The organism is Dyella sp. GSA-30 (genome assembly GCF_027924605.1).
Taxonomy (GTDB): Bacteria; Pseudomonadota; Gammaproteobacteria; order Xanthomonadales; family Rhodanobacteraceae; genus GSA-30.
Map to the genome: position 1 here is coordinate 711,422 of NZ_AP027042.1, position 14,958 is coordinate 726,379.

General features: G+C 62.8%; 4 protein-coding genes. All 4 read left to right on the forward strand.

Annotation, left to right across the window (positions count from 1 at the left end):
* The first annotated feature begins 14 nt into the window (after window positions 1-14).
* The 4 genes from QMG46_RS03245 (at window position 15) to QMG46_RS03260 (ending at window position 14,876) form a co-directional block, all read left to right on the forward strand.
* Window positions 15-545, forward strand: a complete 531-nt coding sequence (locus tag QMG46_RS03245; RefSeq protein WP_281851028.1) for a molybdopterin-binding protein — start codon at window positions 15-17, stop codon at window positions 543-545.
* Between the two features lie 567 nt (window positions 546-1,112).
* Window positions 1,113-3,428, forward strand: coding sequence for a S53 family peptidase (locus QMG46_RS03250; protein ID WP_281851029.1), 2,316 nt, complete (start codon window positions 1,113-1,115; stop codon window positions 3,426-3,428).
* A 700-nt stretch (window positions 3,429-4,128) separates the two neighbouring features.
* Window positions 4,129-13,104 carry a YDG domain-containing protein gene (locus QMG46_RS03255; RefSeq protein ID WP_281851030.1) on the forward strand — a complete coding sequence of 2,992 codons (8,976 nt, stop codon included), beginning with the start codon at window positions 4,129-4,131 and terminating at the stop codon, window positions 13,102-13,104.
* Between the two features lie 65 nt (window positions 13,105-13,169).
* On the forward strand, window positions 13,170-14,876 hold the full coding sequence (locus QMG46_RS03260; protein ID WP_281851031.1) for a ShlB/FhaC/HecB family hemolysin secretion/activation protein: 1,707 nt from the start codon (window positions 13,170-13,172) through the stop codon (window positions 14,874-14,876).
* Window positions 14,877-14,958 lie beyond the last annotated feature (82 nt).

Here is a 14,958-nt window from a genome sequence, read left to right on the forward strand (position 1 = left end):
CTGCAGGACGAGTCATGCCGATCGCACGCTTGCGCCACACCGTTTACCTGTTTGTCCTGACTGCGAGCCTGTTCGGCGCGTCGTTGCACGCCCAAGAGGCGGTTGCTGTTTCTGACAAGACGATCAGTGTCGTTGTCGATGGAAAAACAACGACGTTGGATCACGCGGCCTTCGCCGGCATGCCACACGTCACCGTCACCGCAGCGGCGCACAACGATCCACCAAGCCATTGGCAAGGCGTGGCGCTGCAGGATGTAATCGGGCATACCACCCTTCCCACCGGTGAGGCATTGCGCGGGCGCGCGCTGGCCCGCTTCGTGCGCGTGACCGCGTCGGATGGCTATCAGGTGATTTTCAGCGCCGCCGAGCTCGACCCCGCCTTCGGCGATCTGCGTGTCATTGTTGCCGACAGCAAGGATGGCCAACCGCTGGGCAAGGACGGCCCCTATCGCCTGATTGTGCCGAACGACAAGCGCCCGGCGCGTTGGGAGCGCAATGTGCGTTCGATCGAGCTGGTCGATGCGTCGACGCGGCCGGCCAAGTAGCAAGGCCAACGCAAACTCCCTGGAACCTCAGTTTCCATCGTCATCCCGGCGAAGGCCGGGACCCAGTGGCTTTGTGATCGGTTATCGCTAGCGCCAACAAGCGTCTGCGTTATCGCGAAAGCCGTAAACCGAAGTCACTGGGTCCCGGCCTTCGCCGGGATGACGAATAGGGGAGGTTTTCAACGAACACCGAAATCGAATTATCTTTCGATCGCAATGGCGAAACAGCAAGAAAATACGCCTCGGCAATGTGAACGTTTAGCCGTCTAAATTCACAAGCTCGCGCACTGTTTCAACATTGCAACACTTATCTTGCGCATTCGAATTGCCAAAGCCCTAGACGCCGTCGTTGACACCGGCGCATGATCGTTTGCCCCGACTTCATGTTCGGGTGCTAGGGTGCGTTCGCGAATTTGCATCGACAAATTTGCGCAAGCATAGGGGAAGACCGGCGAGCATCGCACACGATCTCGCGCCACTTGGGAGGTGGACTTAGAAAGCACATCGCGTCACACCAAACATCACAGGGGGCCTCGCTTTTTTCATTGGATTTCCAAGGAGTGAGTCATGAGAAACGAGCTTGTGATAGCTGTATCGATCGCTGCGGCCCTGGCCGCGTTGCCGGTGATCGGTATGGCACAGACCTCGGCATCGCAGAACGCCGCGCTTGCCGATATCGATACGTCCGAAGCAGCACGCGTCACGCAGACCGTAGACAGCCGCGCCATCACGGCCGTGGCCAATTCGCATCTAGCCTTTATCGCCGCAGCGAAGCCCACCGCGGCTGTCGCCGACTCCACCCCGATGAACCATATGCAGCTGGTGCTCAAGCGCAGCGCGAAACGCGCCGCCGCACTCGATGCATTACTTGCCGCACAGCACGACCCAACCTCCAACAAGTTTCATAAGTGGATCACGCCGCAAGAATTCGGCAGCCGTTTCGGTGCGAACGATGCGGATATCGCCGCGATCACCTCCTGGCTGACCAGCCAGGGCTTCACTGTCAACGGCGTCTACGCCAACAAGATGCAGATCGACTTCAACGGTACGGCCGGTGCGGTCAAGCGCGCCTTCCACACGCAGGAAAGCCGGTACACGATCAACAACGAAAGCCACATCGCCAATAGCAGCGACATCAGCGTGCCGACGGCATTGAAAGACGTGGTGACGGGCGTGGCCGGGCTTAACGATATCCGCCCCAAGGCACAACACGTGCAGGAGAAGCTGGCGCAGTTCAATGCGTCGTCGCAGAAGTTCAAGGTGAAGGAGCCGGTCACCACAGCCGCCAGCAGGCAGCTCAAGTCGCAAGTCAGCCCGGATGCGGTGACCTTTACCGATGGTTCGCGCGGCTTCTCGCCGTCGGACCTGGCCAAGATGTACGGCGTGGATACGCTGCACACCGCCGGCACCACAGGCAAAGGCATCACCATCGCGCTGGTCGAAGACGAATCGATGGTGCCGACCGACTGGGACAACTTTGTCTCGCAGTTCCAGCTGGGCAGCTACGGCGGCACGTTTGCGCAGATCCAGCCGCAGGCAACCGGGTTTACCAACTGCATCGATCCGAACATCGCCTTCCCGGGCGAAGACGGCATCGAAACCGTGCTCGATGCGGAATGGTCGACCGCCATGGCACCGGGCGCCAACATCGTGGTGGCCAGTTGCGACGATTCCAACAGCAGCAACTTCTTCGGCGGCGTATTCACCGCGGCAACCAACCTGATCAACGGCACCTCACGGCCCAACGTGATCAGCGCCAGCTACGGCTACGGTGAAGGCTTCACCGACACCGCCAGCAAGACGGCGATCGATCTGATGTGGGCACAGGCGGATGCCGAAGGTATCTCGGTGTTCGTTTCCAGCGGCGACTCGGGCTCCAATCCGAGCTTCAACGGCAGCATCATCAATGGCGTTGGCGTCGATGCCAACGCGTTCGGTACCTCGCCCAATGTCACCGTCGTCGGTGGCACGGACACGGCCGACGTGCTCGACGGCACCACCAAGAAGTACTTCAACTCCACCTTTACCGCCGACTACGGCTCGGCCAAGTCGTACGTACCGGAGATTCCGTGGAACGAATCCTGCGGCAACGACGTCGCGGCGCAATCGCTGGGGCTCGCCAACGGACTGGCTTTCTGCAAGCAGTACCTGACCTACGATCCGGAAGGCCTCTATGCCACTTCCGAGGCCGGTAGCGGTGGTCCTTCATCGATCGATGCCAAGCCTGTCTGGCAGCGGCTGGTGAAAGGCGCGGCCAAGGATCAGTCGCGTGACGTACCGGATGTCTCCCTGTTCGCCGGCTCCTATGGCGGCTATTCCTGGGTGATCATCTGTACCGATGCGTATCCCTGCGTGCCGAACTTCACTTCGCCGGTGTATCTGGAAGGCGGCACCTCGCTGTCCTCGCCGATGTTCGCGGGTATCCAGGCATTGATCGACCAGGGACTGTCGGACAAGGGGCTGTCGCCGAACCAGGGCAATGCCGCACCGACGCTCTACGTGCTGGCCGCGCAGGAGTACGGCGGCCCGACCGGTGCCTCACCCGACACCCTGGCCAAGTGCAGTGCCGACAACGGTACCAAGGGTACGGGCAAGTGCGTGTTCCACAATGTCACGCGCGGCGGCATCTCGACCCAGTGCATCCAGATCCAGGCGTTCGATCAGGTCACCGACGACTGCTACTTCTACGGTTCGCTGAAGAACTTCGAGGGTTTCTATGGCCCAACCCAGATCGGCTTGACCTCGACCAATCCCAAGAAGTACAACGCCAACACCGCGGCGTACAACGCGCAGCCGGGCTGGAGCTTCGCGGCGGGCCTGGGTTCGGTCAACGGCTCGAACCTGCTCGCTGCGTGGAAGAAGTTCGTCAACGCGCCCAAGTAAGTCAATGTCGGTAACGTGCTCAAGACCCCTGGCAGTGTTCCTGCCAGGGGTTTCTTGTTTGCGCGTATTGCGAGATGCGCATGGCTGGTTAAAACGTTCGTTCGCGATTATCAGAAAAAACAAAACCAGCCCGGAGAACACACGCAGCTTAAAGGCCTTGTCCGGCCTCGCGTTACATCGTTTTCATGAGCTGCCAGCGGATGAAAAGGGATGCGACCCAAGTTCGCGAGCTATGAAAAATTTGCGTTGACGCCGCGCCAAGCACAAATCGGGCCAAATGACCAAAAACAGAGAATTTTTCCAAAAGTCCTCCCTGTCACGTGATCTAGGTATCATTTTCGCCAAGCAACACGCAGGGCAAGGGTTGCTACAGGGCAAGCGCCTCGACGGCGCGCTTTACAGGCTAGGGGTTTGAAGGGGGCTTTTCAGGGGACGCGCGACGGCGTGTATCAGCAGTAGTCGAACATCGAAACGAGTTTCAAAACATGCACGCCATGGCGTGCACGGGGAATGCGTGTGTCGCTTCTGCACATTCCTTAAGTCATAACGACCATCGGCTCGATGTTTTCCGCGCGCATTAGCGCGCGGACGCGTTTTCCCCTGAAAGTTTTTCATCTGCTCAGGCCACACGACCAAGGTGTCGCGCGCGCGCGTACGCCCGTCATTTGTATGCACTTAAATTAACAGGACGCGTTGAGCCATGAACCACATCTATCGGCTGTGCTGGAACCGCTCGCTCTCCCAGTGGGTTCCCGCTTCGGAGCTGGCACAGAGCAAGCGCGGCGGCATGTCGCGCGGCAATGTCGTCGGACATCGAGTGATGATGCTGTCGCTGCTGTCGGCATCGCTGGGCATGACGGGACTGGCGCATGCGGGCAACGCGCCGACCGGCGGCCAGATCGTGTCCGGCTCCGGCCAGATCCAGCAATCGGGCAACACCACCACGATTCAACAGAACAGCAAGGTGCTGTCGCTGAACTGGCAGAGCTTCGACGTGGGCGCCGACCAGACGGTGAACTTCCTGCAGCCAGGCGCTAGCTCGATCGCGGTCAACCGTATTCTCGGTAACACCGCGAGCGAGATCTTCGGCCACTTGAATGCCAACGGCCAGGTCTGGCTGATCAATCCGAACGGCGTGCTGTTCGGCCAGGGCGCGCAGGTCAACGTGGGCGGCATCGTTGCCTCGACGCTGGATCTCGATGACAGCACGCTCGGCTCCAACACCGTGCGCTTCAGTGGCGACGGCAAGGGCAAGGTGATCAACCAGGGCAGCATCACCACCGCCAACGGCGGCTATGCCGCGCTGATCGGTAACCAGGTATCGAACCAGGGTGTGATCCGCGCACAGCTCGGTACGGTGGCGCTCGGCGGCGGCAGTGCCGTCACACTGACGTTTGGCGACAACCATCTGCTGCATCTGGCGGTGGACAAGAGCACGCTGAACAATCTTGCCGAGAACCGCCAGCTGATCGTCGCCGATGGCGGCCAGGTGCTGATGACCGCCGGCGCACGCGACTCGCTGCTGGCCAGCGCGGTCAACAACACCGGTACCGTGCAGGCGCGCAGCGTCCAAAACCATGACGGCGTGATCACTCTGCTTGGCGGCATGGAAGCGGGTACGGTCAATGTCGGCGGCACGCTCGATGCGAGCGCCCCGAACGGCGGCAACGGCGGCCAGATCGAAACCTCCGCGGCCAACTTCAAGCTGGCCACCGACGCGAAGATCACCGCGTCCGCGCCAGCCGGCAAGGCAGGTACCTGGCTGGTCGATCCGACCGATCTGACCATCGACACCAACGCGGCCAACACGATCTCCAGCACGCTCAACGGCGGCACCAATGTCGTCGAGCAGACAACGTCGGGTGGCGCGAGCGGCGTCGGCGTGCAGTCGTCGGGTAACGGCGATATCAACGTCAATGCGGCGATCAGCTGGAACAACGCAGCAGCCACGCTGGAGCTGGACGCGTTCCACGACATCAATGTCAACGCGATCATCAACGGCAGCGGCGGGATCGTGATGAACGCGACCTCCGGCACGCTGAGCGTCGGCAATACCGGCGGCCTGTCGGCTGGCACGGGTGCCACGCTCAATGCCGGCAAGTTCACCAACAACGCCGGCGCCAACGCGCTGGGTGCCAAGTGGAACCTGTTCACCGCCAATCCGGCCAGCAATGTGCTTGGCGGCATCACGCCAAATTTCATCCAGTACGGCACCAGCCTGGGCGGCACGCTGCAAGGCAGCGGCAATGGCCTGATGTACAGCACCGCCGCTTCGCTGCAGGTCACCGGCCTGACCGGCACGGTAAGCAAGGTTTACGACAACACCAATGCGGCGAGCTTCAACGGCAGCAACTTCGTCACTAGCGGCCTGCTCAACGGCGACAAGATCGCCACGGCCAGCGGCGGCAGCTACGCGTCGGTCAACGTCGCCAGCGGTATTTCGGTAACCTCGCCCGGTGCGATCGGCAACTTCGTCATCACCGACAGCAGCGGCAACATCCCCGTGTTCGGCTACACGCTGGGTAGCTCGCCGGTCACCGCGGCGGTCGGCCAGATCACGCCCGCGCAGCTGACCGCCAGCATCGTCGGCACGCCGACCAAGACTTACGACGGCACCACCACTGCCACACTGGGCAGCGGTAACTATGTGATCAGCGGCCTGGTCGGTGGACAGACGATCACCGTCAACCAGCCCAACTCGGTCGGCTATGCCAGCGCCGAAGCCGGCGCCGAGCTGATCACCGCCGGCTTCAAGGACACCAACTTCATCGCCGGCATCGGCACGCAGTTGTCCAATTACATCCTGCCGACCGTGGCTACGGGCGCCGGCATGATCAACCCGGCGAATGTGGTGTTGTCGGGCATCCTGGCCGACAGCAAGGTCTATGACGGCAGCACGCTCGCCGGCCTGGATATCAGCAACCAGCACTTGTTCGGCATCATCGCCGGCGACACCGGCAACGTGTCGCTGGTACAGGGCGTGGGCAACTTTGCCTCGGCCAACGCAGGCAATAACCAGACGGTAACGCTCACGGGTTTCTCGTTGAGCGGCGCCAAGGCGAATGACTACAACTTGGTGCTGCCCACCACCCTGACCGCGAGCATCACGCCCAAGGCGCTGACCATCAGCGGCGTGACCGGGACCAATCGCAACTACGACGCGACCACCAACGATGCACTGAACGCCGGCACTGCCGCGCTGCAGGGCCTGGTAGCCGGTGACGCAGGCACGGTGAGCCTCGATAGCAGTGGCGCGACCGGCACCTTTGCCTCGCCCAATGTCGGCAACGGCATCGCGATCAGCGCCAGCGGTTTCGGGCTGACCGGCGGTGGCGCAGGCAACTACACGCTGACGCAGCCCACCGGGCTGTTCGCCAATATCACGCCGGCACCGTTGACGATCACCTTGATCGGCAACCCGAGCAAGACCTACAACGGCACCACCACCGCCGATACCACGGCCGCCAACTGGCAGATCGTCGGCTGGCAGGGTGGCCAGAGCGCGACGCTGGACCAGGTTTCCACAGCCAACTACGCCGGCCCCGACGCCGGCAACAACATCGGCCTGACCGCAACGCTGGAAGCGTCCGACTTCCACACGGCCAGCGGCACGTCGATGTCCAACTACAGCTTCACCCCCACGGTGACGGGTACCGGCACGATCGCCCAGGCACCGCTGACGATCGGCATCATCAACAACCCGACCAAGGTCTACGACGGCACCGATGTCGCCACGCTCAACGCGGGCAACTTCCAGATCAACGGTTTCCTGCAAGGCCAGGGCGCGACGGTCAATCAGACTGCCGGCACCTATGCCGATCCCAACGTAGGCCAATGGAACGTCACCGCGTTGCTCAGCGCGGCCAACCTGGTCGCCAACGGCGGCACCAATCTCAACAACTATTCGATTCCGAGCGTGGCGGCCGGTACCGGCCAGATCACGCCCGTACCGGTTGCGGGGCTGATCATCGCCGGCCTGGTCGGCGCATCGAAAACCTATGACGGGCTGAACACCATCAGCCTGCTGCCGGCCAATTTCTCCTTCACCGGTCTGCTGAACGGCGACACGGTGTCGATGAACTTTGCCAACCTCACCGGCATCTTCGGCTCGAAGAACGTCGGCACGCAGTCGTTGACCGCCAGCTTCGGCAACGGCGACCTGAGCGTGAACTCCGCTCACCCCGAGGACTACACCCTGCCGACGCAGGCCTTCGGCACCGGCATCATCAATCCGGCGGTGCTGACCGCGCGCATCATCGGCAACCCGACCAAGGTCTACGACGGCACCACCAAGATCTCGCTGGCCGCGGGTAACTACGAACTGGACGGCCTCGTCGCCGGCGAAAGCGGCACCATCACGCCGTCCGCGCAGGTCGATTTCGCCAGCAAGAACGCCGGCAACTGGAACATCGTGGCGCTGCTGGCAACCACCTCGTTCACGCCGGGCGCCGGTACGGATTTCTCCAACTACATCCTGCCGACCCAGGCCGAAGGCATGGGCACGATCACGAAGGCGCCGCTGTTCATTACCGGCGTGAGCGCTCAGAACAAGGTCTACGACACCACCGACACGGCCACGCTCAACGTCAGCGGCGCACAGATGCAAGGCCTGGTCACCGCAGACATTGGCAATGTCACGCTCAATACAGCGAACACCGGCCATTTCGCCACCGCGAACGCCGGTACCGGTATTGCCGTTGCGCCCGGCACGTTCTCGCTCTCGGGTAGCGAAGCGGCCAACTACAACCTGCAGCAGCCGACCAACCTGTTTGCGAACATCACACCAGCACCGTTGACCGTCTCGGGCATCAGTATCGATCCGAGCAAAGTCTACGACGGCACCACCGACGTAGCGATCCATGGCACTGCGGCACTCAACGGCTTGCTCGGCGGCGACGCGGCCTCGGTGCAGCTGGTCACGGCCGATGCCGATGCCAATACGCGCACCGCCGATGTCGGCAACAATCTCGCGGTGTTGTTCGGCAGCTACTCGCTGACCGGCACGCTGGCTGGCAACTACGCGCTGAGCCAGCCGGCAAGCAGCACGATCAACATTACACCGCGTGCACTTACCGCCTCGATCATCGGCGACCCGACCAAGGCCTACGACGGCAGCACCTCGACCACGCTGACCGCGGCCAACTACGAGCTCGACGGCTTCGTCGCCGGCCAGGGCGCCACCGTGCCGCAGTCGGCCACCGCCAACTACATCACCCAGAACGCGGGTACCGGCATCACGGTCAATTCGACCCTGGTGGTATCCGACTTTGTCGCAGGCGCGGGCACCAACCTGGCCAACTACATCCTGCCGACCGCCGCCACCGGCACCGGCACGATCACCAAGGCGATCATCAACCTGACTGCCACGCGCGTCTACGACGGTACCGCCGCAGCCGACGCCTCGCTGTTCGCACCGGCCGGCACCATTGCCGGCGTCGATGGCGAAGTGATCAAGCTCACCGGCTCGGCCAACGTGGTGGACAAGAACGTCGGCAACCAGAAAGCCTTTGCCGATTTCGGTAGCCTGGCCCTGGTCGACAACGGCACCACCTTGGCCTCGAACTACACCCTGGTCGGCGGCACCGACTGGGTGACGATCACGCCACGCGCGCTGACCGCCACCTTTGGCGCCAACGACAAGACCTACGACGGCAATGCCAACGCAACACTGACCGGTGCCGCGCTGGAAGCCGCCAACGGCAATCGCGGCCTGGTCGCCGGCGATCTGGTGACATTGAACAACACCGGCAGCGGCAGCTTCAACAACAAGAACGCCGGCACCAACAAGACCGTTACCGGCAATATGACTATCTCCGGCAACGATGCCGGCAACTACGTGTTCACCCAAGGCACCGCCCTGGCCGACATCACGCAGAAGCACATCACGGTCGGCGCCACCGGGCACGACAAGGAATACGACGGCACGACGACGGCCCAGGTCGACCTCAGTAGCGCCGGCGTGGTCGGTGGCGACAACATCAGCTTCAACGACAGTGCGGCCAACTTCGCCAGCAAGAACGTCGGCAACAATATCGGCATCTCGGTCACCGGCATCACCGCCAGCGGCGGCGATGCGAGCAACTACGTGCTGGACAACAACTCGGCCGCGACCCAGGCCAACATCACGCCGCGCGAGATCCATCTGACCGGTTCGCGCGTTTACGACGCACTGACCGACGCCAATGCCTCAGTGTTCATGAGCGGTGGCCAGCTCGCCACCGGCGTCGCCGGCGAGACCCTGGTGGTCACCGGCGCCGGTAGCCTTGCCGACAAGAACGTGGGCAACAACAAGGCCGTGGCACTTGGCACCTTGGGCCTGGGCGACGGCAGCAACGGCGGCCTGTCCAGCAACTATGTGCTGGACGATGCCAAGCTGACCGTGACCAAGGCGCAGCTCGATGCCAACTTCACCGCCGATAGCAAGGTCTACGACGGCACCACCCACGCCACCATCCATGTCTCCTCGCTCAATGGCGTGCTGGGCAGCGACGACGTCACGCTCAATGACCAGGTCGACGGCCACTTCAGCGACAAGAATGTCGGCAACGGCAAGACCGTTACCGATGACATTACGGTGCAAGGCGGCGATGCCGGCAATTACAACTTTGTGCACGGCACCGCTACGGCCAGCATCACCCCGCTGGCGATCACGGTGACCGCGACTGGCACCAATCGCGCCTACAACGGCTTGACCCACGATAACGTCAGTTTGACCGCCAATGGCCTGGTCGGCGGCGACAGCCTGACCTTCACCGCCGGCGCTTCGGATTTCGGCGACGCCAACGTCGCGGACGGCAAAACGGTGGCGGTCACCGGTATCAGCACCAGCAGCGCCGGCGCGAGCAACTACACGTTCAACACCAGCACGACCACCACCGCCAACGTCACACCGTTCATCATCAACTTGAGCGGCACACGCGTCTACGACGGCCTGACCGATGTCAGCTCGTCGCTGTTCGGCGCCGGCGGCGTACTCACCGGCGTCAACGGCGAAACGCTCACCCTCAGCGGCAACTCCAACGTGGCCGACAAGAACGTGGCCAACGGCAAGGTGTTCGACGGTGCCGGCGACATGACGCTGGGCGGACGCAACGGCTCGCTGTCGAGCAACTACGAGATCGGCACGTCGACACTGAATATCACGCCGCTGGCGATCACCGTGGGCGCGACCGGTTCGAACAAGGTCTACGACGGCAACAACGTGGCCGGCGTGACCCTGGCCGGCAGCGGCGTCCTCGCCGGCGACACGATCGGCTTCAATGACGGTAGCGCCACCTATAGCGACAAGAATGTCGCCAACGGCAAGACCATCACGGTGACCGGCATCACCGCCAACGGCGCCGATGCAAACAACTACAGCTTCAACAATGCCACGACGACCACCGGCGATATCACCCCGTTGGCGATCACCGGCGTGATCACCGCCGACAACAAGGTGTACGACGCCGGTCTCGGCGCGACCACCCACGGCACGCTGACCGGCGTGCTGGCCGGCGACAATGTCACCTTCGATACCAGCGGCCAATTCGGCGACAAGAATGTGGCCAACGGCAAGACGGTCGCGGTCGCCGGCACGCTCGATGGCGGCGATGCGGGCAACTACACCTTCACCTCCAATACCACCACGACCGCCAACATCACGCCGCTGACGATCCTTGTCGGCGCCTCCGCCAACAACAAGGTCTACGACGGCAACAACGCGGCCGTCACCGCGCTGAACAGCACCGGCGTCCTGGCCGGCGACACGGTGGACTTCAGCGGCGACCCCGGTACGTTCAGCGACAAGAACGTGGCCAACGGCAAGACCGTCATCGTCAATGGCATCACGGCCAGCGGCGCCGATGCAGGCAACTACAGCTTCAACAACACCGCCACCACGACGGCCGACATCACGCCACTGGCGGTCACCGTCGGCATTACCGCCAACAACAAGGTCTACGACGGCAACAATGCGGCCGTTATCGCGTCGCTCGGCAGCACGGGCATCCTGGCTGGCGACACGGTGAACTTCAGCGGCGACCCGGGCACCTTCAGCGACAAGAACGTGGCCAACGGCAAGACCGTCACGGTCGACGGCATCGTTGCCGGTGGCGCCGATGCGGGCAACTACACCTTCAACAACACCGCCACCACCACCGCCAACATCACCCCGCTGGCGATCACCGTGGGCGCAACCGCCAACAACAAGATCTACGACGGCACCACCGCGGCCACCGCCACGGTGAGCAGCGGCGGCGTGCTGGCCGGCGACACGGTGGACTTCACCGCCGGCTCGGCGGCTTTCGGCGACAAGAACGTAGCCAACGGCAAGACCGTCACGGTCGACAGCATCACCGCCACGGGTACCGATGCGGGCAATTACACCTTCAACACCGATACCACCACCACGGCCAACATCACCCCGCTGGCGATTACCGGCACGATCGTCGCCGGCAACAAGGTGTATGACGGCAATACCAACGCCAGCGTGAGTGGCAGCCTCAACGGTGTCATCGCGGGCGACCAGGTCGGTATCGTCAGCAGCGGCAATTTCCAGGACAAGAACGCCGGCAACGGCAAGACCGTCGACGTGAACGGCAACTTGAACGGTGGCGATGCCGGCAACTACACCCTGACAACCAACACCACCACGACCGCCAACATCACGCCGGTCGTGCTCGACCTCACCGGCACGCGTACCTACGACGGCACCGCTGCCGCTGCCGGCAACCTGTTCGGCAACAACGGCGTGCTCACCGGCGTGAATGGCGAGACGCTGACGTTGACCGGCACGGGTACGGTGTCGGACAAGAACGTCGGCTCCCAGAAAGCCTTCGCCAATGGTGGCCTGGGCGGCTTCACCCTGACGGGCAACGGTTCGGCACTGGGCAGCAACTACACGCTCACCGGCGGTACCGACTGGCTGACGATCACGCCGGCCACCTTGACTGTGATCGGCACGCAGACGACCAATCGCGTTTACGACGGCACCCGTACCGATGCGCTGAGCGGTTCGATGCTGTCGGGCCTGTTCGGCAACGATGACGTCACGCTGGGCAATTCCGCGACCGGCCTGTTCGACACCAAGAATGTCGGCAACGACAAGACGGTGACCACCGCGATGACCATCAGCGGCGGCGATATGGGCAACTACATCCTGGTCCAGCCGACCGGCCTTACCGCCGATGTGACGCCGCGCCCGGTGACCATTACCGCGACCGGCACGAACAAGATGTTCGACGGCAATACGAAGGACACGGTCACGCTGAGCAGCGACGGCGTGCTGGGCGGCGACCAGGTGAGTTTCGCCGGGACCGGTGCCAACTTCAGCGATCCCAACGTGGGCAACGGCAAGACCGTTACGGTCACCGGTATCGCCGGCTCGGGCGCGGATGCGGGCAACTATGTCGTCATCGATCCGACCACGACCACGACCGCAAACATCACCGGTGCCCAGGCTTCCGCCTTCGGTGTCGACGATGGTCTGCTCGCACAGCTGCAAGGCGCGGTTGGGCCTTCGGCGATCGCCACGCCCTACGGCGTCGCCGATCAGGACGTCGTGGGCTCGTTTACCGGCAACCAGAAAAAAGAACACCGTCCGAACGAACGTAACCGTGCACGCACCGACTTCCATTCCGGGCTCGCGCTCAAGGTGGTCGATGGCGGCGTGCAGATGCCAGTGAATGCGATGCCATGAGCCATTCACCGATGACGTCCCGCGCCAAGCGCCCCTCGCATCCATTGAGCCTTAGAACGAATCTTATGAACCCGAAGTCCAAACCCGCACCGCGCCTCACCCTGCTCTGCTCCATGCTGTCGCTCGGCTTGTGGGGTACCGCAGTGCACGCGCAGGTCGCCGTGCCGCAGACACAGCTGCCGAGCAGCGGTCAGCTGTTGCAGCAAGTGCCCCAGCCGATTACCTCGCCGTCATCGGACCTTGACCTGAAGATGCAGCGTCCGCAGCGCCAGCGTGCGCAGGATACGCAGCCGTTCCTGGTGCGCACGATCGAAATCAGCGGCAACACCTTGCTGCCGACCGACCAGCTGCATGCGCTGGTCGCCAGCAGCGAAGGCAAGCAGCTCAGCCTGAACGACCTCGACGATCTGGCTGACAAGATCAGCACCGCTTATCAGCACGCCGGCTATCCGCTGACCCGCGCCTATGTGCCGGCGCAAACGCTGCGCGACGGTACGGTGCGCATCGCTGTGGTGGAAGCGCGCTACGGCAAGGTCGTGCTGCAGAACGACAGCGCCGTATCCAACGGCCCGCTCAACGCGACCTTGTCGCCGCTGCAGCCCGGCCAGCCGGTGAGCAACTATCAGTTGGAGCGCAGCCTGTTGTTGTTGTCGGACATTCCGGGTGCGTTGACCGGTTCGGTGGTGCGCCCCGGCGACGAGCCTGGCACCTCCGACCTGCTGGTCAATGTCGCCTCTGCGCCGCGTTACACCGGCACGGTGGGCCTGGACGATTTCGGCAACAGCTACACCGGCCGCGCACGCCTGGGCGGCAACTTCGATATCAACGGCCTGCTGCACCAGGGCGACCTGCTCGACTTCAGTGCGCTCACTTCGGGCGGCGGCATGAATTATTTCCAGGCCGGCTACCGTTATCTGCTCAATGGCCAGGGCACCACGCTGCGCGCGGCCGTATCGACGCTGCACTATCACCTGGAGAACGGGCTGGAGCCGCTGGATGCGCATGGCTCGGCGCTGGTCGGCAGCCTGACCTTGTCGCAACCGTTCGTCCGCAACACTGCCTTCAACCTTTATGGTCAGATCGAGTTCGATCACAAACTGTTGAAGGACGATATCGAGGCAGCGTTCGTCGATACCGATCGTCATGCCAATGTGTGGGTAGGGACGCTGGCCGGCGACCAGCGCGACTCGACCGGCATCACCAACTTCAATATCAGCGGTTCGTACGGCAAGATCACCTACACCAATCTCTTATCCGAATTCATCGATGCACTGACCGCGCGCACCGCCGGCACGTACACCAAGTTCAGTGGCTCGATCTCGCGCCTGCAGCAGCTGGACCCGAACAACGCCTTCTACTTCGGCTACACCGCGCAGTGGTCGAACAAGAACCTCGATACCTCCGAGCAGTTCTATCTCGGTGGCCCGAACACCGTACGCGGCTACGACACAGGCGCGCTCGCTGGCTCGCAGGGTAACCTGTTCACCGTCGAATACCGCCACGACTTTTCGCTACCGCAGGTGCCGGGCCGTTGGCAGGTCGCCTTGTTTGCCGATACCGGTCGCGTGCAGGTGTACAAGAACCCGTTTATCGATGGCGTCAACAGCGGCCGCGTCAGCAGCGCCGGTATCGGCCTGCACTGGGCCGCCACGGACAACTGGGTCGTCAATGCCAGTGCCTCCAAGCCGATCGGCAACACGCCGGAACTGCTTGGCAACAATCCCAGTACCAAGACGCGGTTCTGGGTGCAGGTGCAGAGAGCGTTCTACTAAGTCGCGCTGCACCGCGAGGCACATCGAAAGCCGGCAACGAAAGTTGCCGGCTTTTTGTTTGGCACCCTCTCCTACCGTCATC

Coding starts and splice junctions, on each gene's coding strand:
- QMG46_RS03260 (WP_281851031.1), top strand. CDS start 13,170: ATGAACCCGAAGTCCAAACCCGCACCGCGCCTCACCCTGCTCTGCTCC.
- QMG46_RS03255 (WP_281851030.1), top strand. CDS start 4,129: ATGAACCACATCTATCGGCTGTGCTGGAACCGCTCGCTCTCCCAGTGG.
- QMG46_RS03245 (WP_281851028.1), top strand. CDS start 15: ATGCCGATCGCACGCTTGCGCCACACCGTTTACCTGTTTGTCCTGACT.
- QMG46_RS03250 (WP_281851029.1), top strand. CDS start 1,113: ATGAGAAACGAGCTTGTGATAGCTGTATCGATCGCTGCGGCCCTGGCC.